The following is a 24188-nucleotide window of genomic DNA, read 5'->3' on the forward strand; positions in this document are numbered from 1 at the left end:
CGGTCAGGGGCGCGGTCCGCGCAGCTCCCGGCTGATCGCCCGGAGCCCGGTCTCGAGAGCCTCGAGCTCCTCCTGGCTGAGGCGGGAGAGGACATCCTCGCCCAGCTCCGGCCGGGCGGCCATGAGCTCGCGGACCACCGCTCTACCGAGGTCCGTCGCGTGGATGCGGCGAACCCGATGATCCACCTGGTCTTCCGCCCGGACGACCAGACCGGCCGCCGCGAGGCGGTCGACGAGCTTCGACATCGACGGCATCGACACGGCGAACGCCTGAGCGAGTCCGGCTCCGGTCGCGCCCTCCTCGGTCGTGACGACGACGGTCAGCGCCTTGAGCTGCTGAATCGTCAGGTCCGTCGTCATCAGTGGCTCGAGAACCCGCGGGATCGACCGCACGGTGATCGCAATGGACAGCGCCTCGATGCTCGACATCGTGCGTGCGCGGGCGTCATCGGTTCGCATCCGCTCACCGTAGATGTCAGCGGACACCCAGCACAATTACTTAGTTCGACGCTAACCTTTCTGCAGCAAGTGATCGATCCGGAGTCGTGTCGGCGCGTTCGCGGAGAAGACGGGGGAACCCTGCTTCTGCGCGGATGTCCGGGAAGACCGCGGACGTCGCGCCGCACGGCGCGACGAAAGCGAGAGACGATGACCGCCAGCACCGCCAGCACCGCCACCCTCGACCTCGAGGCCGCCCGCGAGAAGTACCGCCACGAACGGGACCGCCGCCTCCGACGCGACGGAGCCGGCCAGTACACACGAGCCGCCGGCGAATTCGGCTACTACGCGAAGGACCCCTACACCGAGCACGTCGGGCGTGAGCCGGTCGAGGACCGCGTGGAGGTCCTCGTGATCGGCGCCGGCTTCGGCGGCCTGCTCACTGCGGCGCGGCTGCGAGAGGCCGGAGTGGAGTCGATCAGGCTGATGGACGAGGCCGGCGACGTCGGCGGCACCTGGTACTGGAACCGCTACCCGGGGGTCCGCTGCGACATCGAGTCCTACGTCTACATGCCGCTGCTCGAAGAGGTCGGCACGATGCCGAGCGAGCGCTACGCACCGGGGGAGGAGATCCGCCGGCACTCCGTCGCGATCGCGGAGCACTACGGGCTCTACCGCGACGCGCTCTTCCAGACCCGGGCGACGTCACTCGATTGGGACGAGGAATGCGACGAGTGGATCGTCGGCACCGATCGCGGTGACCGCTTCCGCGCTCGTTTCGTCGTCACCTCCTCGGGCACGATGACGCAGGCGAAGCTCCCGGGCATTCCCGGGATCGAGAACTTCCGCGGCCATACCTTCCACACCAGCCGCTGGGACTACGGCTACACCGGAGGCTCGGCCGACGGCGGCCTGACGGGGCTCGCCGACAAGCGCGTCGCGGTGGTCGGCACCGGAGCGACAGGCCTCCAGGTCGTTCCGCACGTGGGCGCCGATGCTCGCGAGCTGGTCGTCTTCCAGCGGACTCCGTCGACGGTGGATGTCCGCGACAACCGGCCGACCGACCCCGAGTGGGCCGCGTCCCTCCAGCCCGGCTGGCAGCGCGAGCGGATGGAGAACTTCCTCGCGGTCCTCGCCGGCGAGCCCGTCGCGGAGAGCCTCGTCCAGGACGGCTGGACCGCGACGACGGCCCTGCAGCGGCAGATCCTCACCGGCGCGGTCGACGAGAGCCTCTCGCTCGAGGAGCGCGAGCGGCGCGACGAGCTCGACGACCTCGCGACGATGAACCGCCTCCGCGCGCGCATCGACGAGGTCGTGGAAGACCGCGCGACCGCCGAAGCCCTCAAGCCCTGGTACCGCTACATGTGCAAGCGGCCCGGCTTCAGCGACACGTACCTTCCGGCCTTCAACCGGTCGAACGTGACCCTCGTCGACACGGCGGACGCGGGCGGCATTACCCGGGTGACCGAGACCTCCGTCTTCGTCGGAGACGCCGCGTACGAAGTCGACTGCCTCATCTTCGCCACCGGCTTCGAAGTCGGGATCTCCGGGGTCATGTCGGGCACTCTGCCCGTCACCGGTCGCGGCGGGCGCACTCTGCTGGAGGCGTGGGCGCGAGGCCCGCGGACCCTGCACGGGTTCTCCTCGCACGGCTTCCCGAACCTCTTCCACCTCAGCGGCATCCAGAACGCGAACTCCGTGAACTTCGCGCACATCCTCCTCGAGCAGGCCGAGCACATCGCCGCCGTCATCGCCCGCGGTCGCGAGGTCGGCGCCCGCTACCTCGAGCCGTCGGCCGAGGCCGAGGAGGCGTGGGTGCGCACCGTCCACGAGACCGCCAGCGACACCCGGGCGTTCCAGGCCGAGTGCACGCCCGGCTACTACAACGGCGAGGGCACCCGCTCGATCGCCGGCGCCGCGTACAGCCCGGGACCGATCGCGTTCCACCGACTTCTGCGCGAGTGGCGCGAAGACGGCATGCGGGACGTACTCGTCGGCGCGACGGTCGGAGCCTCCCGATGAGGCGCGCGCTCGTCTCCCTGGCGGTGCCGTCCGTGCTGCTACTCACGGGGTGCACGGCGGCCGCAACCCCGGACGACACCGACGCGCCAATAGCAGCGGAACAGATCGCTGAACGCGTCATGCAGGTGACGGACGTCCATGAGGCAACCGGGATGACCCTCTTGGAGGGGCCGACCTTCGGCCCCGACGGGAGCCTGTATGTCGTTGACGTGGTGGCGCCGGCGGGGGAGGGCAAGGTTCTTCGCGTGGACGTCGAGGACGAGAGCGTCGAGACCGTCTATACCGATGACACGAGCGTGTTGACCTCCGCGCAGTTCGGCCCGGCGGACGGCCGCCTCTACGTGACCGACTTCGTCGGCGGCGCGGTGCGCAGCATGACCACCGATGGCACCGATGTCCGCGAAGTCTTCGCCGGCCCGGTCGACGGGGCGCCCATGCAGCCCGACGACATCGCGTTCGGTCGCGACGGCGCTCTATACGTCACCGATGCGGCAGATGCGACGGCGCCCTACTGGGAGGCGAGCGGTCGTGTCATCCACATCGATCCGGTGACAGCGCAGGCGACCGTGCTGGCCTCGGAGCTGCCCTCGCCGAACGGAATCGGCTTCTCACCCGAGTACGACGCACTCTGGGTGGGGCTGAACACCGGCAACCGCATCGATCGGCTGACACTGTCTCCTGGCGGGTTGGAGGTCGCTACTGCTCACCCCGCGATCTTTGCTTCCGCGGGCGTGGGCCAAGTCGATTCGATCGCGGTGGATTCGGACGGCAACCTCTACGTCGGGGTGCACAACCGTCCGGAGATCCTGATCTACAACATCGACGGAGCCCTCGTGACCACGGTGGTGGTGCCGGCGGAGGAGGCATCAGGCCTCAGCTCCGCGACCAACGTCGCTATCGCGCCCGGCACTACTGATGCCTACGCGTCGGTCAGCGGCTCCGATGGCGGCTTCGTCTACCGCTTCGACGCTCTTGCGGAGGGGATCCCTCAGTCGAACGGAGGCTGAGCAGAGAAAGGCTCATGCAGACCACCGCCGTGGTCGGCCAGCTGGCGCCGGGGTGCATCGACACGTTTCGGTTCGCGAAGGGCTAGTTCGTGGTGGCGTCGGGCGGCCGGCGCATACCCCGAGTAGAAGAAGGGTGACGGACAGGGGTCCCTCGCGCGCTTCAACTCTCCAACCCTCAGCGCTCGGTCTGACGAAGGACTTCGAGCCGACCGGCCCCGATCCGGCTGAGGAGACCAAGGCTCTCAAGCAGCGCTCCACTGATGATCGAGGCCGACGAGATCGCGATCAGGACGTGCTGAAGCGCAGCACGACCAAACGAAAGAGACCGTGCAGGAGCAGCGGGCGACGTGCTGGTGAAGGTGCGAATGACGAAAGGGCTGGAAATGGACATCGTGGCCTCCTGGGCGGCGGGGTCGGGCGCTCCGCGATGCCTTCACCCTCTCGCGGTCCGGCGGCCCGGTCGTCGTTCCGGTAGACCGTTCGCTGTCGTCTCGCTGCAGTAGAGCACGCGGACGGCGATCGACAAGAGGACGGGACTACTTCGGATGTAGTAGAGGTGACGGTCTCAGGGGACGACTCCTGGGAGAGCACTCAGCGGGACTCTGGATGCAGGCGGCGCCTCCGCCATCCTTCCCCGTCCTCTCTTCTCCCAGGAGCCACTATGTCCACATTTCTCGCCCGCCTCGGGCGGTACAGCGCACGTCACCGGTTGGTGGTCGTCGGAACCTGGATCGTGATCTTCGCGGCCCTGATCGGCACCCTGGTCATCGGTTCCCAGAATGGCGGGAGTGAGGCCGCCAAGACATCGGTCCCGAACTCGCCCGCCTCGCAAGCTCTCGACCGGATGAACGAGGAGTTCCCGGCCGCCGGCGACTCATCGGCCGCCGCGCTCCAGCTCGTCTTCCAGCCGGCCGGCGGGAACGTCGCGGACCCGGCGACATCGGCCGAGATCACCGCTTTCCTCGCTGAGGCCCGAACGCTGCCCGGAGTCGTGTCGGTAACAGACCCGTTCGACCCCGCCCAGCCCTACGTCTCCGCCGATCAGACCCTCGCCGTCGCCACGCTGGCCTACCCCGATCTCTCGGAGGACGACCAGAAGACCGACTACGAGGCGGCGCTCGCCCTGCAGGAGAACGCGCCCGCAGAGCTCGGCGTCCAGCTCGGCGGCAATCTCGTCCCGATCGGCGCCCCTGCGCCGGGTCTCGGCGAGCTCGTCGGCGTCGTCATCGCCTTCCTCGTCCTAATCCTGACCTTCGGCTCGCTCCTCGCGGCCGGCGTCAACCTGCTGATCGCGGTGTTCGGTGTCGGAGTCGGCCTCGTCGGCGTCCTCGCCTACGGCTCGCTCTTCCCGATCGGCGACAACGCGATCATCCTGGCCTCCATGCTGGGGCTGGCCGTCGGCATCGACTACACCCTCTTCATCCTCTCGAGGTTCCGGATCGAACTGAGAGCCGGCAAGAACGTGGAGGACTCCGTCGCTCGCGCCACCGGCACCGCAGGCACCGCTGTGGTCTTCGCCGGACTCACCGTCATCGTCGCCCTGGTGGCACTGCTGGTCGCAAATCTCAGCTTCGTCACCGAAATGGGCTTCGCCGCCGCTGCCGCCGTCCTCGTGGCCGTGTTGCTGGCACTGACCCTCCTTCCCGCGCTGATGCGCACGATGGGCCTGCGCGCCCTGTCGAAGAAGCAGCGCGCCGAGGTTCTCGCGGGACACTTCATGGTCGAGGGCGGCGAGCAGAAGCGCGGTGTCATGCGCGGCTGGGGCAGCTTCGTTGTCAACCGCCCGGTCATCTCCGCTCTTGCCGGCATCATCATCCTGGTGATCGTGGCGTTGCCGATGTTCAGCATGAAGACCGCGTTCAACATCCCCGGCGGCTCCAGCCCCGACTCGACCGAGCGCACCGCTTACAACCTGATAGTCGACGAGTTCGGCGGCACCCAGAGCCCGCTCATCGTCCTCGCCGAGGGCGACAACATCGCCGCGAAGACCGACGGCGTTCAGTCCCGCCTCACCGAGCTCGATGGTGTCCTCCAGGTCGCTCCGGCCGAGATCTCGGCCGATGGCACGATGGCGCGCTTCATCGTCATCCCCGACGGCAGCCCGATCGACCAGGAGACCAAGGACATCGTGCACACCCTGCGCGACGACGCCGACACTCTGACAGGCGTCCATCTCGAGGTCACCGGCGAGACCGCGATCGGGATCGATCAGGATGCGGCGCTGATGAGCGCGCTCGTGAAGTACATCATCGTGATCGTCGTCATCTCGCTGCTGCTGCTGATCGTGATGTTCCGCTCGCTCGTCATCCCGCTCATCGCCACCCTCGGCTACCTGCTCTCGGTAGGCGCGTCGTTCGGCGCGAGCACCGCGGTGTTCCAGTGGGGCTGGCTCGACCCCTTCATTGCGGCTCCCCAGGGGGACCCCATGCTGAGCCTGCTGCCGCTGTTGCTGGTCGGCGTGCTCTTCGGTCTCGCAATGGACTACCAGGTGTTCCTGGTCTCGCGGATCAAAGAGATGCACGACAAGGGCATGACACCCCAGGAGGCGATCCGCGAGGGCTTCGCCCGCTCCGGTCCTGTCCTCGTCGCGGCCGCGACGATCATGACCGTCGTGTTCGGAGGATTCGCCACCGGCGAGTTCGCGATCGGCGCCTCGATCGCCTTCGGCCTGATGGTCGGAGTCATGGCGGACGCCTTCATCGTCCGCCTGGTGCTCATGCCGGCCCTGCTGAGCCTGCTCGGCACGTCGGCCTGGTGGCTGCCGAAGTGGCTCGACAAGATCGTTCCCCACGTCGACACCGAAGGCCACGCTCTCGACGCGGAGCCCACCGCGAAAGAGCGCGAGCTCACGAACGCCTGATCCGCTTGATCCGAGGGGCCCGTCACCGAGAAGGTGACGGGCCCCTTCATGATTCGGTGAGAGAACCCCGGACCGCCGAGGGCGGCTTGCTCTCGGAGGTCCGGAATCTCCTCACCGCCCGCTCACTCGTTTGACTGCATTTCCCACTGAACTCCTCTGCGTGCGTCGTGCGCCCGGACCAGAACGAGGGCGACAACGTGAACAGCGACTCGAGCATCTCTCTGGCTCGTCGTTCGCTGAGCGCACCGCGACTCAGTCAACCTCTCCCGCCGCTGAACACCGACATCGACCTGCTGAGGTCGCTCGGGCTCACGTCGTTCCACTCCGGCGTCGAGTACGCGCGAATCGAGCCCACTCGATGTGACTTCCCACGTGCAGAGCCGTGGCACGAGCGCGCAATCATCGAATACTGCCTCGCATAAGGCATCGAACCGGTCGTCACGTTGCACCACTTCTCGAGCACGCTGTCATTCACGAAGTCTGGCGGCTGGACCTCGAAAGCGGCTGTCGGTCGCCTCGGCGAGTACGTCGAGGCTGTCGCACCGGTCCGTGAGAGCGCCACCTACGTCGCCACGACCAAGTAGCCGGACATGTTCGCCACGATGCAACACATGGCGGTACCGCTTCAGTTACCTGGATCCCACGGCCGTAGTGGCGCGCAGGGGAGCGGGCCGCGAGGTCGGCATCAACGCGTTCTCCCTGCCGGAGCCGAAGCGCGAGGCGAGAGACACCATCATCCGCGCGGGTGTCCGCGTCCGCGAGATCCGGCGCGAGAAGACGACCGTCGAAGTCGGCTGGCCCATCACGATCCGAGCCTCCTGCCCGCGAGGGCTGCGAAGACGGGCTCGCCCACTACGAGCGGATCCGGGAGGACACCTACCTCGAGACCTCCCGCGACGACGATTGGGGCGGCGTACAGTCCTACACGCGTCAGCTGGTCGGCCTGGAAGGGGTACCCGAGGGCGCCGAGCTGACGCCGACCGCCTAGGCCTACCGCACTGACGCCCTCAAGATCGCCGTCCGTCGCGCGTGATCCGTGACCGGAAGCACTCCGATACTGATTTCCGAGAGCGGCCTTGCCGCCTCCGACGAGGATCGCCGCTGCATCGCCTACACGGCGGGCGCCCTGCTAGGACTGTCGTAGGCGAGCGCCGACGGGATCGACGTCCGCGGCTACCTGCACTGGACCTTTCTCGACAGCCTCAAGGGGATGCACGTCTTCGACATCACCTTCGGTCTCGTCGCGGTCGGCCGCGAACCAGTTGAGCGCACCCTCAAGGCAGCGCCTCTGGCCCTGCGCCCTGGCGCAGCGCAGCGGTGCCGGGCTGTGACCGCCTCGCTAAATGCGGGGTCATCACCAGCAGAGCCCCGGGGTCGACCCTCGCGCTGAAGGTGCTTGCCAGGCCCTCCGTGTCTCCGTCGAGCTGGTAGGCCATCGGCCGGTCGAGCTCGATGTCGACTTGTCGGCCGCGGAGGCGCCGGAGCGGTGCGTCAGGTGAGTCCTTGCGGGTGATGCTGAGCACCAACCGCAGCAGTCCCCGGAGGCCGCCTTCGCCAGAGGCGACGAGCACGTGCAGCAGTCCATCGTCGGGCTCCGCGGCGGGGAGCAGCGCGAGTCCGCCCTGGAGGTGGCCGACGTTGCCGACGAGCACCATGACCGCGTCGGAGTCGTGGATCTGCTGGTCGTCGATCGTGACCGTCGCTCGGAACGGGCGCATGCGACGCTGCTGCACGGCCGCTACGACGTAGGCGCCGGCCTTGATCACCCTCTTGAGACGGGCATCAGTGTCGCGCATGATCTGCGCATCCAGTCCGACTCCGGCCATCACGGCGAAAGGAGCGTCCACTCCGTCGACGCTCCAGTGGACCATGTCGATCTCGCGGACGCGTCCGTGCAGGGCGACGTCGAGGGCCTCGTCCTCGTCGAGGGAGATCCCAAGGTTGCGACCCAGCAGGTTGCCGGTTCCCGCCGGGATCAGCGCGACCGGAACACCGCTGCCGGCGAGGGCGGCGCAGACAGTCCGCGCCGTGCCGTCGCCACCCGCGACGAGGACACGGTCGACGTTCTGCGAGAGGGCGTACTCAGCCATCGCGCGCCCGGGGTCGTCCTGTCGCGTCTCGATCCAGAGGGGCGGATCCCAGCCGCTGCGGGCGAGGGCAAAGATCACTCGACGGCGGAAGAGGTCGAGGTCGAGGACCTTCGTCGGGTTGAAGATCACGGCGGCCCGGCCACCGGACTCGGGCGGCAGCTCCCGAAGGCGCCAGGCGCGACCGATGGCCTCCACTCCGCTGATCCAGAGCGCACCCGTCGCGATACTGGTGCCGAGCAGAAGTCCGCCGATCAGATCGGTCAGCCGATCCGTCCCCATCGCCCACATGCTTGTGCCGACGAGGGCGACGAACAGCATCCCGAGGAGGCGGCGCTCGCGCTGGGAGCGCCGCGATCGGCGTCGGGCGTTGGCGAGGGTGACGACGACCCACGTGAGGACCGTCGCTCCGACGATGTGGCCTGAGGGGTAGGCCGCCCCCAAAGCCGAGACGGAGTCGTGGTACTCGGAAAGGGGATGAGGGCGGCCGATCAGGTTGCGCTGCAGCTCCCAGAGCACGAGCCCGAGGGCGGCGATCGTCAGCGCCAGCGCAAGTCGGCGCTGACGCTGACGGAGGGACCTCAGTGCGGCCAAGACGGTGACCATTAACACCACGTAGGGGTGGGTCAGGAGCGCGAAGGCCTCGACCGACTGCCCTGCGGCGGAGCGCGGCGGCAGCGACGGCGTCCGCAGCAGGGAGTCCAGAGAGTCGCCGGAGCCGTTCACGACGCCGAAGGTCCACCCGCTGTACAGCGCGAGGGCGCCCAGGAACACGACGAGCTCTGTTGTGCGGCGGGCTCTCGACGTCGTCACCTCGGTGAACTCGTCGGGGAGGAGTGCGGGCGGTTTCGCGGTCACGGCGGTTCTTCCGAGGGAGGAGGCGGGAGGAGTCAGTCGTTCTCGACGACGACCGAGCCAGTGCCGCGGGTGAGAGTGCGATCCCCGAGCGGCTGAGCGGGTCGGGTGTTGCCGGGGTGGGCCTTATCAACCTCTGCCAGCTGCTGGGCCGAGAGCTCGATCGGGGTGGTCAGCACGATCCATTGCACCCCCTCGCTGCAGGGCGGCGTGGTGAGGCTGCCCTCGTAGGCGTAGTGGTCGAGGGTGGCGGGCAGCATCGCGGCCACGTCGACGTCGATCTCGGGGTCGGCGTCCGTTCCCGAGGCCTTGGCAGCGTTCTCGGCGAAGGCGTCGTAGGCGCTCGACTCCGTGCCCTCGACCGCGAGGACGCCAACGACGAGGCGCTCGCCCGTCTCGCTCTGGTGCACAAAGTGGAACTCGGCGTCGGCCGCGACTCCGTCGATGGTGTGCTCGGACGGGGTGTGCACGTGCATCTGCGCGAGCTCATAGGCCATCCCGTCGTACTCGACCTTCGAGGCGTCCTCGGCGCCGACCTGCACCGTGTGCCCGGTGTCCTCGACCTCACCCTCCGTGCGCTCGCTGTCGAGCGTCAGGGGGAGGCCGGCGAGGGCAGTCGAGGACGAGAGGTCGATCGGCGACTGCTGCGTGCCGGTCGCGCAGCTCGCGAAGCCGTCCTCCAGCGCGCCCCAGCCGCTCGGGCCGGAGTCGCCCTCGTACGACCAGTGCGTCGGCTCGGCGGCGGTAGTCGGGGTCGGTGTGGAGGCTGCGGAGCCGGAGCCGGAGGCGCATCCCGCGAGCAGGAGCGCGGCGGCCGCGGAGGCGGTGAGCAGGGGCAGAGTCTTGGAGAGGTTCATGCGCTGGGTCCCGTCTATCGCGCGGTGGTTGAGAGGCCGGCGAAGAAGAGCTCGATGGAGTCGCCGAGATCGATCGACGACGATCCGCGGGGCGAGTTGTCAAGAAGCATCACCGGCAGAGCAGCGGCGATGCGGGGCTCGGAGGGGGCGGTGCGCTGGGGCATGACGTGTCCTTCGGTAGGGCGATGCGGAGTGCGTCGCTGTCCTTCGAGGTTCGCGGAACCGGGAGCCGCGCTCGTCATCCAGCCGGACCGCCGGATCTACTGCGGATGGATGACGTTGACCGCTCTGCGCACTTCAGGCGTCGCGTGATCGGGCGGTGGAGACCCTCGAGCGCGGCGAGTCAGCCGTCGTGTTCGAGATCTCGAGCGACGTCGTCGCGACGACGAGCGAGCTGCTCACCTCGCTGTCGGCGCGCCAGATTGCAGTCGAGACCGTCAATGCGAGCATCTCGGCGCTCTTCGACTAAGCGATGACACCCCGGCCGGGTCATCCCGGCCAAAGTGCGCGTCTATGCGGTTAGGCCGGCGCGGTAGGCGAACGACACCAGCTGCGCTCGATCGCGCGCGCCGACCTTGGCCATCGCCCGGTTCGCGTGTGTCTTCACGGTGAACGGCGAGACGAACAGCTGCTCGGCGATGGCCGAGTTGTCGAGCCCGGTGGCAATTGCTGCGACGATCTCGCGTTCGCGCGGAGTGAGGGCCGAGAAGCGGTCAAGCATCGCGGAGTCGACGGCTGGCGCCGCGGCCTGCGCCGAGACCTGGCCGATGAGCACAGCGCTGGCCGCGCTCGAGAGGGCGCCGCCTCCGGCAGCGACCTCGCGGATGCCGTCGGCGAGGGCCGTGGGCCCCACCCCTTTGCTCAGGAAGCCATTGGCGCCCGCCCGCAGCGCCGCGAGGACGTTCTCGTCGTTGTCAAAGGTCGTCAGCACGACGATACGTAGGTCCTCCGCGGCGTAGCGCTCGCGGAGGCGGCGCGTGGTCTCGACTCCATCGATACCTGGCATGCGGATGTCCATGAGCACGACATCCACCTCGAGTGCATCGATCGCGGTCAGGGCCTCGAGTCCGTCACCGGCCGACCCGACGACGTCGATCCCCTCCTGCTTCGCGAGGATGGCCTGCAGCCCCTCGCGGATCATCTCCTGATCGTCGACGATCATCACTCGCACCATCAGATCCTGCTTCCCTCGATGCGCAGCTGTGCCACGACACGGTAGTCGTCATCGGTCTCCTCGATCCGAAGCGTGCCTCCGGCCGAGTGGGCGCGCTCGCGCATGCCGATCAGGCCAAAGCCTCGTCGCCCGGGTGCCCGATCGGGACGTCTGCGGTTCGAGATCGAAAGAGTGAGGAGCCGCTTCTCGGCACGCACCGAAACCGAGGCGGCGCCGGCTCCGTGCTTCTGCGCGTTCGTCAGCGCCTCCTGGACAATGCGGTACGCCGCTGTCGAGACCTCAGGATCAAGATCCGCCGGCGGGTCAATCAGCTGGGCCTCCACAACGACTCCGGCGGCGCGGTACGACTCAATGAGCGCGGGGATTCGCGCGAAGTCGGGCGTCGGGGCCGAATCGGTCGAGGACCCGGAGTCGGAGCGGAGAACGCGCAGCACCCGCTGCGTCTCGTGTAGGACTGACTGCACGTTGGCTCTGGCCTTCTCGAGCGATGCCCGAGATGTTCCGGCTTCGTCGGGGAGGTTCACCTCGGCGACCCCCAGGTGGATGCCGAGCACCGCGATCTCGTGTCCGACGACGTCGTGCAGGTCGCGGGCGATGCTGAGCCGCTCTTCCGCGACGCGCCGATGGGCGTCGGCGTCCCGCGCGGCGATTGCCTCGACCGCGCGGTTCTCGACCTCCTGCTGAAACTGGGCGTAGCTGCGCAGAGCCGTACCGGCGGAGGCGAAGGCGAACGACATCGCCAGCGCGACGCCCGCCGTCGGGTTCACCCAGCCGAGACCTTCGAAGAGCACGACGGAGGCGTAGCTAACCACGCCAATGAACGCGCCGACTACGGGCCCCGAGAGACCGCGCAGCGCGATCGCGAAGCTCGTGAAGACCGCCAGGTTCCACGGCACCAGCGGATCGGTGCCCAGCATGGCGGAGGAGACGGGTCCAAGGACGAGCACGACCGTGCCTAGCCAGAGGCGCGCGCGGTCGTCGGCGATTCCGATTGGGAGGAGGTCGCGGACGATGGCGACTCCCACGAGGGACACTCCTAGTCCTACATATCCGCCGATCCCCTCCTCAATCCCGCGGCCGTCGACGAAGCCGTTGACCACGAGCGCGACTAGGGCCGTGGCGCTTGCCCCCGCAGTGATGATGAGGCTTGCGAGATCGAGCCAGCGGAGGCGGCGTGTCGAAGCGCGGCCGCGCGCGCCGAGATCGAGGAGGAAAGTGGCCACGTCTCATGCTCACAGGTGCAGGGTCGTCGCCCGTACTCCCAGCGCAGTAGTCGCGGCTACCGCACCACCACCCGTGCGCGCGCAACATTGTCGAGCCGCGCGTGGGGGCTTTCCGCCCGCCCCTCCGTCTGCGCGGTGACGCGGACGGCGAGCAGGTAGATGCCGGGGGTGTCGAATGAGCACTCCTGCACGGTGGCGATCGCGGCGGCTGGAGTCACCGGCTGAACCGGGGAGAGACGTCCCGATCCCATCAGATCGGTAGCCACCTCGACGAGGACACCGTGCTGGGTGGTCGCCTGGGCGCTGATCGCGACCTGGACTACCTGACCGACCGTGACTTGCGCCGACTCGGCGCCGTCGACCAACAGCGAGACGATCGGCTGAACGCCACCGCGCGCAGGGTTGGAGGAGTCGAGGGTGACCTGCCCGTCGACCACCTCGTAGACGGTGGAAGTGCTCGGCGCGACGTCGTCCTCGACCCACGCGCTGAGCTGACGCAACGCGGTCTGCAGCGCGCCTGCGTAGCTGACGGTCCGCGTCTCGTGCTCTTGCACGCCGCTCTCATCGCCGTGCAGCGCGTTGTCGGTGTACCAGAGGCGGAAGCGGTCGTCTGCGGCGTCGCCGAGGAACTCCGCGACGCGGGATCGGTACCAGTCGGCCTGCCAGGGGAAGGCCTCCCGATCGAGGAGGGAGGCGACCACGATCATCCGGCCGCTGATGCGCCCGGTCGGGACGGTGCCGGAGGCGCCCTGCGCGAAGAGCGGACCGAGCAGCAGGGGCCGCTGCGGCAGGATCGGCTCGCCGCCGGCGTCTCGGAACTGGTCCCAGACGAGGTAGTCGGCGGACGGCACCTGGTGGCGGTGGTAGGTCTGGGCGGCGAGGAAGTTCGAGTTGTCGAGGGTCACCGCGTCGCCGACGGCCAGGACGGCGTCGCCCTCGCCGGGTTCGAGGAGCACCTCGTCTCCGTCGACGCCGGCGACGCGCAGCACGCGACCGGTCGAGGGGCCGGAGCGGATCACGAGCTCGGCGCCCAGGGTCCAGCCGCGGGGGACGTCCGCGAGCCGGACGCCGATGACCGAGCGCCCACCGGAGACGGTGGCCTTGTACGACTCGTCGACACCTCCCGTGACCGCCGCCGCGTCGGGGTCGGCGGTGAGCAGCTCGACGACGGTGGTGTCGAGCCGGATGCGGTCGCGGTGCACGGAGGCGTCCGGGTCGCTGCCGAGGTAGCCCTCCGCGCTCCAGAAATCGGTGGCGTAGCTTGGGTCGGCGGCCATGATCCCGGGGTAGAGCACGCTGAACGCGTGCATTCCCATGGTCTCCCAGCCGAACCAGGAGCGGAGCGGGAAGCCCATGCGGGTCACCTCGTCCAGCGTCGCGCGCTCCTCGTCGGTGAGCTCCAGCGCGGCGGGGTCTCCGCCGGCGTCGAACGCGTCGACGATCCGGGGGAGCACGTCGCGGAGGATCCGCTGGGCGTGCATCCGGACGGCGAAGACGTTGGGGATCGCCATCGGGCTGCCGATGACGTAGGGCACGAAGCCGTCCCAGACGCCGTCGGTGTTCTCGGAGGCGCCGATCGTGCGGTAACCGCCGCCGCTCCCGCCGTAGAGGTAGCCGAAGACGCGCTGCTCGCCGAAGACCGCGCTCGCGAGCCGGCGCGAGAGCCGGGCGACGGCCGCATTGGCGCGATAGGCGCCGATCGTCGGGTCGACGCCGGACATCGGGCCGCCCGAGGCCGCGGGACCGCCGCTGTTGGTCTCGAGGTAGTAGCCGCCGCTGGCGAGGGTGAAGGGGATCGGGTTCTCGTCGTCGAAGCGCTGCTGCGCGAGGTTCTCGCTCTGTGGAACGGGGGTGACGTGCTGGAAGAACCTGCCCTCGAACTGCTCGACGGTCGGGAGGTAGAGCGAGAAGCGGGTGTCGCTGTCGTGGAAGCCGCCGTGCAGGTAGCGGTGGCGCACCGGCTCGTCGCGCCACTCGTCGATGTCGATGTAGGGCTGGGCGAAGGCGTCGTCCGCGGGGTCGCGGTCGAGCGGCTGTCCGGCGAGCGAGTCGGTCGTGGCGGGGGAGGGGCGGGTCATCGGGCGTCCTTCGGTTCGGGGGTGACCACGGCGAGGCCGGCGGTGATGGCGGGGAGCATCTTCTCGAAGCTCCGGTAGGAGCGCATGGCGAGGGCGACGCCGATCCAGAGGACCGCGGGGAAGGCGCCGGCGAGCAGGACGATGCCGGTGAGCGCCTCCGGGGTCTGGGTCGCGGCTGTGCCGTCGTAGCCGACGATCCCGAGGACCCAGCCTGTGGCTGCGCCGCCGAGCCCACCGCCGAGCCGGACCGCGAAGGCCGTGATCGCGCCCATCGTGCTCTCGAGCCGTCGGCGGCCGCTCCACTGGTTGTAGCTCGCGTTGTCGATGACCAGCACCTGGAGGAGGAAGGTGATGGGGAGGATCCCGAGCCCGCTCAGCGCGCTGGAGATCAGGATGACCGCCAGGTTCCCGTTGGCGATGATCATCAGGACTCCGGCGAGGACTCCGCAGAAGGCGCCGGCGGTGATGATCGTGCTGACGGCGAAGCGCTTCATCAGCCGGGGGAAGAAGAGCATCAGCGGGAGGATCAGCACGGGCACGAGGCCGGTGAGGCTCATCAGGGAGATGTCGCCGACGACGTACTTGAAGTAGTAGACGGCGATCCCGGTGCCGCCGGCGAGGGCGCCGACGAAGCTGATCCCGGCGACGATCCAAATGTAGCGGTTCGAGACGAGGACCTCGCGGATATCGCGGAAGGTGACCTTGGGAGCGTCCGCGGCCTCCGTCTGGTACTTCTCCTTGAAGAAGAGGAAGCGGCCCAGCCCGATGAGGGCCAGCGGGATCGCGAGGAAGAGCGCGAGCATCGACCACGCCGAGCTGCTCGTGCCCGCCTGGGCGATGAAGAGCGGCAGGGCGACGTTGAAGGCGACGACTCCCACGGTCGTGAAGAAGCCGGTGCGGGTGGCGACCTTGGCGACGAGGACGCGGGAGTTGAACGTGCGGGCGAGGTAGAGGTAGTCGTTCGCTCCGAGGAGGGAGGTGAAGACGACGTTGGCCAGGAGGAGCCAGACGAAGAGCCACGCCGTCTTACCGGCATCGGGGAGATCGGGCGTGGAGAAGAGGAACCAGGTCGAGACCCAGACCCCGATGATCGCCAGCTCGTACGGCCGGGCCTTGCCCCAGCGAGTCTCGGGGGTGCGGTCGACGAGCCAGCCGGCGAGGACGACGACCGCCGCCTCGAGGAGCTTGCTCACCAGGGCGAGCGTGCCGAGGACGGCCGGATTCAGGCCGAGGACGTCGGTGCCGTAGAACACCCACATCGCGAGGAACAGGTAGTTAACCGCTCCGGAGAGCCCGGTGGTGGTCCACGCCAGGCCCGCTGCGGCGGAGAGGCGGTCGGGGTCGCTGCGCCGGTCGGCCTTGCGGGCGGCGCGGGCGCTGGCGGGTCGTGACGTCGTCGTCATCGGGGGGTCCTTTGGAGGAGGAGCGCGGAGATCTGGAGGGCGGCGTCTCTCGGCGCCGGATCTGAAACCAGAGTGAAGCACAAAGTTCAGGACGTCCACAAGAACAACACTGCTCCTTCGCGAATCGAATTTCGAGTGCTCGGGTAACTTCACTCGCTTAGGCTGGTCGCGTGACAACGACTGCACCGACGAAGCGCGGACCGTACGCCTCGACGCGGAAGCGCCGCGAGACGATCGTCGCCGCGGTGGTGGGGCTCGTCGACGAGCTCGGCCACGAGGGCGTGACCACGTCGCTGGTCTCGCAGCGCTCGGGGGTGAGCGAGACGACGGTGCTCTACCACTTCCCCTCGAAGGACCACCTGCTCGTCGCCGCTCTGGGAGCGATCGAGGACGAGCGGGGCGCCGAGTCGCAGCTGGACCTGGACGACACCGTCATCGACGCCCGCGCCTTCCGCCGGCTGCCGAACCCCGATTCCGCCGATCCTCGCTTCCGGCTCCTCACGGTGCTGCGGGGCGCAGCGGCGTCGCCGGAGCATCCGGCCGCCGAGTACTTCGCCGCGCGCAACGCCCGCCTCGTCGAGGTGTTCGCGCGCCTCATCGAGCACAGCCAGCAGAAGGGGCTCGCTCACCCCGCTGTGGATCCACGCATCACCGCACGTCAGGTCATCGCGGTCTGGGACGGGCTCATGCAGTTCTGGATCTCCGACCCGACGTTCGACCTCGGTGCCGCGGTCGAGGACGCGATCCGCCGATTGACGGGTCAGAATCTGATGGAGGTCCAGCAGCTGCTCGGAGCTTCGTTCGACACGCCTCCCTCGCGGTGACGCCGAGGAACCCCTGATCCGTCGACACGCTCTCTCGTGTCGGCTGTCGCGACGGTCCAGGGGGACCGCGAGGCAGTCGGCGTGGCCGGCAGCGAACATCAGATCGGCACGGGCGCATCGCCCTGAGCCGCCCATGGCGACCGGAAGCTCGCCCTTCATGCTGACCATCGCCACTGGTGAGCTCGTTGCAGCTACTGCGGATGGACTACACAGGCCGCTCCTGAAGCACGACGGCAGCGCGATGGCGAGCCGGGAGAGTGGACCTACATCGCCCGGCGACAAGCGCAGGGCCTGATCGAGGAGCACTTCATGAGCGCAACAGCCCCCACCCGAACCATCCTCGCCGCGACCTTCGCTACGCCGGACGGCGCAGCGCGAGCCGCCGCGGCCGTCGTCGGCGCCGCCCCTGAGAAGATCGCCAACACCGCAGTCCTCCATGTCAAGGCCGACGGTACGCCCACGTTCACCGAGACCAAGGACTGGGGTGCGGGGCGCGGCGCTCTCGTCGGCGGGGCCATCGGCCTCATCGGCGGACCGCTCGGTGTCCTGGCGGGAAGTGGTGTCGGGATCCTGGCCAGTCGCCTCCGTGACGTCGGCTTCAAGAATTCGCAGCTCCAGGAGCTCGGTGAGACGCTTCAGCTCGGCGAGTCCGCCGTGGTGTTCGAGATCTCGAGCGACGCCGTATCCCAGGCGACCGAGCTTCTCGGCTCGCTCTCGGCGCGTCAGGTGGTCGTCGAGCCGGTCGATGCCGACGTGTCGGCGCTCTTCGATTGACCGTCAGCGTCGACCTGAACCTGGCCGGGGTCCGCTGATCCCGGTGCATCACCGTCTGAAGGAGAGAACCGATGGATCAGAACCCTGCGGGCGGTGATGAAGTGGTCCAGGCCGCGCAAGGCGGCTCGATCGATGTCGACACCGCTGCCGCCCGCGCCCAGGCCTACATCTACGGCAACATCGTCGTCCTGGGCACCCTGGCGGTCATCGGTCCCGCCGAAGCAGGCACCGCCGAGAACCTGCTCTTGCTGATCGGCACAGTGGTTTCGACGTTCGTCGCTCATGCCGTCGCGGAGTCGTACGCGACACGGATCCGGACGAATCATCGGCCTGACCGGGCGGCACTCCGGCACTCGCTGCGCGACGGTCTGCCCGTGCTCAGCTCGGGCGCGATACCCGTGGTGCTCCTGATTGCCGCAGCCACCGGGCTTCTCGGCAGTACTGCGGCTTTCTCGCTCGCCGCGCTCTCCGTTGTGGCGAGGTTCCTGCTTCTCGGCTTCACGATCGGCCACCTCCGCGGCACTCAGAGTTCGTGGCGCACGGTGGGCACCGGAGTAGCACTGGCGGCGGCGGGAGTCGCGACCGCGGGGTTCAAGCTCGTCGTCGGGCACTGAACGCAGTCCGTCAAAGTCGCCCGGTCAGGTCGTCCCGCCGACCACCAGCTCGAGCTCGAGAGCGTTGACCGGGCCATCGGGCGCCGGTGTTTCACCGAGGACCGACAGGAAGTTGGCGATCATGTTCTTCGTCGGCGCGGTGACGTCGTAGGAGATCGTCGTCAGCCGGGGCACGGTGACCTGCGAAAGAGGCGTGCGGTCCATGCCGATAATCGCGACCTGCCCGGGCACCTCGAACGAACGGATCCGGGCGGCCGAGAGCAGGCAGGTCGCGATGTCGTCGTTATAGCAGGCGATCCCGATCCCGGGAGGATTCAGGCTGTCGAGCGCCCCCACAGCCTGGTCCAGATCCACACCGAGGTGCACCACATCCGGATCGGCGAGGCCGGCTCGGCGGCACTCCTCACGAACGCCCTCCTCGCGGCCCTGACCGAACGGGTCCTGCCGCGCGTCCTGGAGGCGAGCCACTGCCAGGCGGATGCTGCCCCGCTCGATCAAGTGGCGCGCCTGGAGGCGGCCGATCTCCCGGTCGAACTGATCCTCGGAAGAGAGGTGGGGCTCGAACGCGCGCACCCCTCGGCGCTCGAGAAGCTCCCTCTCCTCGTCGGAGAACGGCGTCAGCGAGAGGATCGCCCGCGGGGCCATACTGCCCACCAACCGCCCCAGCGCGGCGGTCGTCGTCGTTGCGAGCCGGAGGACGAGGGTGAGACCCTGCTCCGCGAGCTGCTCGGTCGCGGCGCCGAAGATGTCCTGCAGGTTGCCGCCGAACGTGGTGTTCGGAATGAGCGCGATCACGAAGTCGCTCGAACCCATGGCGAGGGCACGGCCGGCGGCTGAGGGCTGGTAGTCGAGCTCGAGGGCCGCCTCCTTGACGCGCTCGATCGTCGAGGCGGAGAACCGCTCGCCCCGCCCGTTCAGGATCTGACTCACGGCGCCACGCGACACTCCGGCCAGGCGGGCGACGTCCTCGCTCTTCACGATCACGCGGCTCCCCTTTCCACTCCGGCGACTGATCTTGCTCAGCAATTCTAGAACGGGTGTTGACGCGCGTTACCTGCTGTGTTTAGCTCTGTAACGCGCGATACCGGCGTGTCTTTCCCGCAATGAAGTGGAGTTCTCGATGACGAGCCTGACCGATCCCGCTACCCGCGACGACGATCGCGTCGCCACGCAGCGAATCACCGCACGTCCGAATCGGTCGCTCTTCAATCAGGGATGGTCCTTCCGCACGAAGGTCACGGCGTTCGCGGAGCTCGGCGGCTCCAGCGGTGCCGAGTGGACCGACGTGCACCTCCCGCACGACGCCCTGATCGGGCAGACCCGCCACCCGGACGCCCCGCGCGGCGAGACCAACGGCTACTTCCCCGGCGGCGCCTTCGAATACCGTCGCACGTTCGCGGCGCTCGAACAGGACGCCGGGTCGCTCGTCCTCCTCGAGTTCGACGGCGTCTACCGGGACGCAGCCATCTTCGTGAACGGGAATCTGGCCGGCACGCACGCCTACGGCTACTCACGCTTCACCGTCCGGATCGACCCGTTCCTCCAGTTCGGCGCCGACAATGAGATCCGCGTCGAATGCCGCACCTCTCTCGACAGCCGCTGGTACGCCGGCGCCGGCATCTATCGCGATGTGCACCTCGTCGTGAAGCGACCCGGGCGCATCGTGCACGACGGTGTGCGCATCACGACGCCCGAGGTCACCGCGGGCGAGGCGCTCGTCGAGGTCGAGGCGCTCGTCGAGAACGCGGGCCCGCTCACCCGCACCTACCGGCTGGAGGTCGCCCTCCGCGACGACGCCGGCGTCCCGGTCGGCAGCAGCGGCTCGCCGATCACCCTGCTCCCCGGGACGACCGGCACCGTCCGCCGCCGCCTCCACATCGAGGACCCCGCCCTCTGGAGTGTCGACAGCCCGGCACTGCACCACGCCCGTGTCACCCTGCACGACGGCGACGAGATCGTCGACACCGAGCAGGTGACCTTCGGCATCCGCTCGCTGCAGCTGGACCCGGCGCACGGCCTGCGCATCAACGGCGAGAGCGTGAAACTCCGTGGGGCCTGCATCCACCTCGACAACGGCCCGCTCGGGGTGGTGTCGATGCGGCCCGCGGAGGAGCGGAAGATCGCGATCCTCAAGGAAGCAGGCTTCAACGCCGTCCGTAGCTCGCACGCCCCGATGAGCACGGCGCTGCTCGATGCCTGCGACCGGCTCGGGATGCTCGTGATGGACGAGACCTTCGACGTGTGGACCCAGGCGAAGTCCGACAACGACTACGCCTTCGACTTCCCCACCTGGTGGGAGCGCGACGTCGAGGCGATGGTCGCGAAGGACCGCCACCACCCCAGCGTGATCTTCTACTCCATCGGCAACGAGATCCCCGAGACCGGTTCCCCGATCGGCTCGATCTGGGGACGCCGTCTCGCCGAGAAGGTCCGCTCGCTCGATCCGACCCGCTACGTCACCAACGGGGTGAACCCCTTCGTCTCGATGATCGACACGATCGTGCCGCAGATGAAGGCGCAGCGCTCCGCGGCCGCCGAGCAGCCCGGCGGCGGCGTGAACACGATGATGGCCGGCTTCGGCGCCATGATGGGCCGGATCCAGGCCTCTGAGCAGGCCACCCAGCGCACTGAGGAGTCGTTCGCCGTCCTCGACGTCGCCGGCATGAACTACGCCGACGCCCGCTACGAGCTCGACCGCGAGCTGTTCCCCGACCGGATCGTCGTCGGCAGCGAGACCTGGCCGTCCTCGATCGTCGCCAACTGGGCGCTCGTCGAGGCCGACTCGCGCGTCATCGGCGACTTCACCTGGACGGGCTGGGACTACCTCGGCGAGGTCGGCATCGGCGTCAACCGCTACGTCGAGCCGGGTGCGGAGGCTGTCTCCGGCTTCAGCGGCGCGTACCCCGCACTCACCGCAGGCTGCGGCGACATTGACATCATCGGCGAGCGACTCTCGGTCTCGTACTTCCGCGAGATCGTCTTTGGACTCACTTCGACGCCGTACATCGCCGTGAGCCGCCCTGAACGCCACGGGCAGGAGCTCGCCGTCGCCACCCCATGGGCGTGGACCGACTCCCTGGGCAGCTGGTCCTGGCCCGGCTTCGAGGGCCGGCCGATCCGCGTCGAGGTCTACAGCGACGCTGAGCAGGTCGAACTGCTGCTCGACGGCTCCTCGCTGGGAGTCGCGGAGGTCGGCGCAGAGCTGCCGTTCCGCGCGGTGTTCGAGACCTCCTTCGCGCCCGGTGAGCTCGTCGCCGTGGCTTCCGCCGGCGGAGCGGAGGTCGGCCGTTCCGCTCTCCGCTCCGCCGGCACGCAGGTCGGGTTGAACATCGTCGCGGATCGCGCGGAGGTGCGCGCCGATGGCTCCGACCTCGCCTTCCTCGCGATCACCCTCGTCGACGACTCCGGGACGGTGCACAACGCGAAGTCCCACGTCGTGACGCTGGCCGTGGACGGCCCTGCCGTCCTCGAAGCACTCGGCACCGGAGCCACCTCGACCAGCGAGCCGTTCACAGCCAATTACTGCACGACCTCCGACGGCCGCGCTCTCGCGATCGTTCGGCCGACCGGCCCCGGTGTCGTGACCGTCACCGTCTCAGCCAAGGGCCTCGCTCCTGCGGTCACGGCGATCGTCGCCGGCTGACCGATGGTGTCGACGACACGATGGCCGGCGTCCGCCGCGCTTCACGACAAGTCCGGCGTCGACCGGAGAACGCACCCGACCCGCATCGCCTCGAGGAGGATCACGTGAGTGACCGACCGGCACTGGCGGACGACGTTTCTGCGCCGACTGCCTTCGAGGCCGCGACGACGCGCGTAGTGGCCGGCGCTTCGCTCTACGACGCGACCGAGGCCTTGGTCGATGAGCTCTCCGACGAGGAGATGCTCGGTCTCCTGGACGGCGACGGCGAGTTCTGGTCGGGCATGAGCGAGATGGGTCGGCAGTACAACGCCACCCCTGTCGTGATGGGCGAGGTCGCACGCTTGGGTGTTCCCGGCCTGCGCTTCAGCGACGGACCGCGCGGTGTCGTGATGGGCAAATCGACCGCGTTCCCGGTGTCCATGGCTCGCGGAGCGACCTGGAACCTCACCCTCGAGGAGGAGATCGGCCGGGCGATCGGTGCTGAGATGCGGGCGCAGGGTGGCAACTTCTTCGGCGGGGTCTGCATCAATCTGCCGCGCCACCCCGCGTGGGGTCGGTCGCAGGAGACCTACGGCGAGGACCCCGTCCTCCTCGGCGAGTTCGGCGCCGCCCTCGTACGCGGGGTGCAGCGCCACGGAATGGCGGTCGCCAAGCACTACGCCCTCAACTCCATGGAGAACGCGCGGTTCGCAGTCGACGTGACCGCCGATGACGCCACGCTGCACGAGGTCTACCTGCCGCACTTCAAGCGTGTCGTCGAGGAGGGGGTCGCCGGGATCATGACCTCCTACAACAGCGTGAACGGCGAGTGGGCCGGCCAGAACGAGGCACTTCTCGAGGGCGTGCTGCGCGAGCAGTGGGGCTTCGAGGGCATCACCCTCTCGGACTTCATCTTCGGGCTCCGCGACCCCGCGATGTCCCTCCGGGCCGGTCTGGACGTCGAAGCGCCGTTCCGGCAGCAGCGGGCCAGAGCCCTCCCCGGGGACCTCGAAGCGGGTCGCGCATCGTGGAATGACGTCCGACGAGCGGCACGACGGATCATCGCGACGCAGCTGCGCTTCGCCGCCTCCGATCTCGACCCGCAACCCGAGCTCTCGGTCGTCTTCTCGCGAGCGCACCGCGCGCTGTCCCGCCGCACCGCCGCCGAGTCGATGGTCCTTTTGCAGAACGACGCACTCAATGAGGTCCCTCTCCTGCCGATCGACCGCACAGCGGTCTCGTCGATCGCCGTGATCGGACGCCTTTCCGACCTGGCCAACACGGGTGACAAGGGCTCCTCGAACGTGCATTCACCGCGGGTGATCACCCCCCTCGAGGGTGTTCGCAGTGCCTTCCCCACTGCGATGGTCCTCAGCAGCGTCGAGGACGATCCGGTCGCCGCCGCGCACATCGCCGCGGATGCGGACATCGCCGTCGTGGTCGTCGGCTACACGGCCGCCGACGAGGGCGAGTACCTCGGCGACACCATGCTCTCGGCTCCAGGCCTCCTCAAGGTCTTCCCCCCGCTGCCACCCGGGGTCACGATGCCGACCGGCGACGACCGCAACGAGAACCTCATGGGCTCGGCGGCTGGAGGTGACCGGGCGTCGCTCAGGATCCGTCCCGTCGACGTGGAGATCATCCGAGCGACCGCCGCGGCGAACCCACGGACGGTGGTCGTGATCGTGACCGCCGGCGCCGTGATCATCGAGGAGTGGAAGGACCTCGTCCCCGCGATCCTCGTCAGTTGGTACGCGGGCAGCGAAGGCGGGGATGCGCTCGCTGACGTGCTGCTCGGCGAGGTGGATGCCTCCGGTCGGCTTCCCTACTCGATACCGCGGGACGAGTCGCACCTCCCCTTCTTCGACGTCGCCGCCACGTCCATCGTGTACGACCGCTGGCACGGTCAGCGGCTCCTTGATCGCGATGGCATCGAGGCCGCCTACCCCTTGGGTTTCGGACTCTCCTACACACGATTCGACATCCGAAACCTCGAAGTGGGAGCCATCGACGAAGAGTCGGGCTCGTTCGAGGCGACGGTCGATGTCGTCAACATCGGCGATCGGGCGGGGCGGCATGTGGTGCAGCTCTACGGAGTGATCGACGCCGACGAGTTCCCCGCGCGATTACTCCTCGGATTCGAACCCATCGCCGTCCGTGCGGGGGAGACGCATCGCGTCCGCATCACCGGGTCGACTGCGCCGCTGCGCCGGTGGACGTCGACCGGATGGAGTCTCGCGGCACCCCGCGTACTCGTCGAGGCCGCAGCGTTCTCGGGTGATCCCGCCGCAGCGACCGTCCCGCTCGACCTCGCTTGACCCACCACACCACGACCACTGATCACTGAACC

19 protein-coding genes and 1 pseudogene are annotated in these 24188 nt (G+C 68.7%); 9 read left to right on the forward strand and 11 right to left on the reverse strand.

Features of this window, described 5'->3' with window-relative positions; translation table 11 throughout:
* Nucleotides 1-3: 3 nt before the first annotated feature.
* Nucleotides 4-459: a MarR family winged helix-turn-helix transcriptional regulator gene (locus EDF36_RS18615; protein ID WP_148060096.1), complete on the reverse strand. Its 456-nt coding sequence runs from the start codon at nucleotides 457-459 to the stop codon at nucleotides 4-6.
* Between the two features lie 189 nt (nucleotides 460-648).
* Between EDF36_RS18615 and EDF36_RS18620 the strand changes: the two genes are divergently transcribed.
* Together EDF36_RS18620 and EDF36_RS18625 are read left to right on the forward strand one after the other, a co-directional pair.
* Nucleotides 649-2460 (forward strand): NAD(P)/FAD-dependent oxidoreductase, encoded by a 1812-nt coding sequence (locus EDF36_RS18620; protein ID WP_123734150.1) that lies wholly within the window; start codon nucleotides 649-651, stop codon nucleotides 2458-2460.
* The gene (locus tag EDF36_RS18625) at nucleotides 2457-3467 is read left to right on the forward strand and encodes an SMP-30/gluconolactonase/LRE family protein (protein WP_123734151.1); all 1011 of its coding nucleotides are present in this window, start codon (nucleotides 2457-2459) and stop codon (nucleotides 3465-3467) included. The genes EDF36_RS18620 and EDF36_RS18625 overlap by 4 nt, the downstream gene beginning before the upstream one ends.
* Before the next feature lie 175 nt (nucleotides 3468-3642).
* On the opposite strand, the gene EDF36_RS18630 is transcribed toward EDF36_RS18625, so the two are convergent.
* The gene (locus tag EDF36_RS18630; protein ID WP_123734152.1) at nucleotides 3643-3858 is read right to left on the reverse strand and encodes a hypothetical protein; all 216 of its coding nucleotides are present in this window, start codon (nucleotides 3856-3858) and stop codon (nucleotides 3643-3645) included.
* A 270-nt stretch (nucleotides 3859-4128) separates the two neighbouring features.
* Between EDF36_RS18630 and EDF36_RS18635 the strand changes: the two genes are divergently transcribed.
* Complete coding sequence (locus EDF36_RS18635; RefSeq protein WP_123734153.1) at nucleotides 4129-6327, forward strand: MMPL family transporter; 2199 nt, start codon at nucleotides 4129-4131, stop codon at nucleotides 6325-6327.
* A gap of 1274 nt (nucleotides 6328-7601) precedes the next feature.
* On the opposite strand, the gene EDF36_RS18645 is transcribed toward EDF36_RS18635, so the two are convergent.
* From EDF36_RS18645 to EDF36_RS21440, 3 genes are read right to left on the reverse strand one after another with little or no spacing between them, the layout of a single operon-like run.
* Nucleotides 7602-9272: a diacylglycerol kinase family protein gene (locus tag EDF36_RS18645; protein ID WP_123734155.1), complete on the reverse strand. Its 1671-nt coding sequence runs from the start codon at nucleotides 9270-9272 to the stop codon at nucleotides 7602-7604.
* A gap of 32 nt (nucleotides 9273-9304) precedes the next feature.
* Nucleotides 9305-10126 carry a carbonic anhydrase gene (locus tag EDF36_RS18650; protein ID WP_123734156.1) on the reverse strand — a complete coding sequence of 274 codons (822 nt, stop codon included), beginning with the start codon at nucleotides 10124-10126 and terminating at the stop codon, nucleotides 9305-9307.
* Between the two features lie 14 nt (nucleotides 10127-10140).
* Nucleotides 10141-10290, reverse strand: a complete 150-nt coding sequence (locus EDF36_RS21440) for a hypothetical protein (RefSeq protein WP_165909073.1) — start codon at nucleotides 10288-10290, stop codon at nucleotides 10141-10143.
* 155 nt (nucleotides 10291-10445) lie between these two features.
* On the opposite strand from EDF36_RS21440, the gene EDF36_RS21445 reads away from it, so the two are divergent.
* A complete protein-coding gene (locus EDF36_RS21445) occupies nucleotides 10446-10595 on the forward strand; it encodes a hypothetical protein (RefSeq protein ID WP_185020554.1) in 150 nt (49 codons plus the stop codon).
* Nucleotides 10596-10637: 42 nt separating this feature from the next.
* Here EDF36_RS21445 and EDF36_RS18655 read toward each other — a convergent pair whose 3' ends face one another.
* From EDF36_RS18655 to EDF36_RS18670, 4 genes are read right to left on the reverse strand one after another with little or no spacing between them, the layout of a single operon-like run.
* Complete coding sequence (locus EDF36_RS18655) at nucleotides 10638-11288, reverse strand: response regulator transcription factor (RefSeq protein WP_260300797.1); 651 nt, start codon at nucleotides 11286-11288, stop codon at nucleotides 10638-10640.
* Between the two features lie 11 nt (nucleotides 11289-11299).
* Entirely contained in the window at nucleotides 11300-12523 is a 1224-nt protein-coding gene (locus EDF36_RS18660) for a sensor histidine kinase (protein WP_123734158.1), read from the reverse strand.
* A gap of 56 nt (nucleotides 12524-12579) precedes the next feature.
* Complete coding sequence (locus tag EDF36_RS18665) at nucleotides 12580-14601, reverse strand: hypothetical protein (protein ID WP_185020555.1); 2022 nt, start codon at nucleotides 14599-14601, stop codon at nucleotides 12580-12582.
* Complete coding sequence (locus tag EDF36_RS18670; RefSeq protein WP_123734159.1) at nucleotides 14598-16004, reverse strand: MFS transporter; 1407 nt, start codon at nucleotides 16002-16004, stop codon at nucleotides 14598-14600. The genes EDF36_RS18665 and EDF36_RS18670 overlap by 4 nt, the downstream gene beginning before the upstream one ends.
* Nucleotides 16005-16174: 170 nt before the next feature.
* On the opposite strand from EDF36_RS18670, the gene EDF36_RS18675 reads away from it, so the two are divergent.
* The 3 genes from EDF36_RS18675 (at nucleotide 16175) to EDF36_RS18685 (ending at nucleotide 18216) form a co-directional block, all read left to right on the forward strand.
* Nucleotides 16175-16828 (forward strand): TetR/AcrR family transcriptional regulator, encoded by a 654-nt coding sequence (locus EDF36_RS18675; protein WP_123734160.1) that lies wholly within the window; start codon nucleotides 16175-16177, stop codon nucleotides 16826-16828.
* 309 nt (nucleotides 16829-17137) lie between these two features.
* Nucleotides 17138-17602 carry a DUF1269 domain-containing protein gene (locus tag EDF36_RS18680; RefSeq protein ID WP_123734161.1) on the forward strand — a complete coding sequence of 155 codons (465 nt, stop codon included), beginning with the start codon at nucleotides 17138-17140 and terminating at the stop codon, nucleotides 17600-17602.
* 71 nt (nucleotides 17603-17673) lie between these two features.
* The gene (locus tag EDF36_RS18685) at nucleotides 17674-18216 is read left to right on the forward strand and encodes a hypothetical protein (protein ID WP_123734162.1); all 543 of its coding nucleotides are present in this window, start codon (nucleotides 17674-17676) and stop codon (nucleotides 18214-18216) included.
* 24 nt (nucleotides 18217-18240) lie between these two features.
* On the opposite strand, the gene EDF36_RS18690 is transcribed toward EDF36_RS18685, so the two are convergent.
* Both EDF36_RS18690 and EDF36_RS22010 read right to left on the reverse strand, forming a co-directional pair.
* Entirely contained in the window at nucleotides 18241-19011 is a 771-nt protein-coding gene (locus tag EDF36_RS18690; protein WP_260300799.1) for a substrate-binding domain-containing protein, read from the reverse strand.
* Nucleotides 19012-19062: 51 nt separating this feature from the next.
* A pseudogene (locus tag EDF36_RS22010) lies at nucleotides 19063-19200 on the reverse strand (LacI family DNA-binding transcriptional regulator); the annotation flags it as partial.
* A gap of 136 nt (nucleotides 19201-19336) precedes the next feature.
* Between EDF36_RS22010 and EDF36_RS18695 the strand changes: the two are divergent.
* Entirely contained in the window at nucleotides 19337-21859 is a 2523-nt protein-coding gene (locus EDF36_RS18695; protein WP_123734230.1) for a glycoside hydrolase family 2 TIM barrel-domain containing protein, read from the forward strand.
* 104 nt (nucleotides 21860-21963) lie between these two features.
* Nucleotides 21964-24156 (forward strand): glycoside hydrolase family 3 C-terminal domain-containing protein, encoded by a 2193-nt coding sequence (locus tag EDF36_RS18700; RefSeq protein WP_260300800.1) that lies wholly within the window; start codon nucleotides 21964-21966, stop codon nucleotides 24154-24156.
* Nucleotides 24157-24188: the final 32 nt, after the last annotated feature.

It is taken from the genome of Rathayibacter sp. PhB152, assembly GCF_003751395.1.
Taxonomy (GTDB): domain Bacteria; phylum Actinomycetota; class Actinomycetes; order Actinomycetales; family Microbacteriaceae; genus Rathayibacter; species Rathayibacter festucae.

Excerpts from the sequence above, each read along its gene's own strand:
- EDF36_RS21440 (WP_165909073.1), bottom strand. The coding sequence starts at position 10,290 with ATGCCCCAGCGCACCGCCCCCTCCGAGCCCCGCATCGCCGCTGCTCTG.
- EDF36_RS18615 (WP_148060096.1), bottom strand. The coding sequence starts at position 459 with ATGCGAACCGATGACGCCCGCGCACGCACGATGTCGAGCATCGAGGCG.
- EDF36_RS18650 (WP_123734156.1), bottom strand. The coding sequence starts at position 10,126 with ATGAACCTCTCCAAGACTCTGCCCCTGCTCACCGCCTCCGCGGCCGCC.
- EDF36_RS18670 (WP_123734159.1), bottom strand. The coding sequence starts at position 16,004 with ATGACGACGACGTCACGACCCGCCAGCGCCCGCGCCGCCCGCAAGGCC.
- EDF36_RS18635 (WP_123734153.1), top strand. The coding sequence starts at position 4,129 with ATGTCCACATTTCTCGCCCGCCTCGGGCGGTACAGCGCACGTCACCGG.
- EDF36_RS18655 (WP_260300797.1), bottom strand. The coding sequence starts at position 11,288 with ATGATCGTCGACGATCAGGAGATGATCCGCGAGGGGCTGCAGGCCATC.
- EDF36_RS18695 (WP_123734230.1), top strand. The coding sequence starts at position 19,337 with ATGACGAGCCTGACCGATCCCGCTACCCGCGACGACGATCGCGTCGCC.
- EDF36_RS18680 (WP_123734161.1), top strand. The coding sequence starts at position 17,138 with ATGAGCGCAACAGCCCCCACCCGAACCATCCTCGCCGCGACCTTCGCT.
- EDF36_RS18620 (WP_123734150.1), top strand. The coding sequence starts at position 649 with ATGACCGCCAGCACCGCCAGCACCGCCACCCTCGACCTCGAGGCCGCC.
- EDF36_RS18665 (WP_185020555.1), bottom strand. The coding sequence starts at position 14,601 with ATGACCCGCCCCTCCCCCGCCACGACCGACTCGCTCGCCGGACAGCCG.
- EDF36_RS18685 (WP_123734162.1), top strand. The coding sequence starts at position 17,674 with ATGGATCAGAACCCTGCGGGCGGTGATGAAGTGGTCCAGGCCGCGCAA.
- EDF36_RS18625 (WP_123734151.1), top strand. The coding sequence starts at position 2,457 with ATGAGGCGCGCGCTCGTCTCCCTGGCGGTGCCGTCCGTGCTGCTACTC.
- EDF36_RS18630 (WP_123734152.1), bottom strand. The coding sequence starts at position 3,858 with ATGTCCATTTCCAGCCCTTTCGTCATTCGCACCTTCACCAGCACGTCG.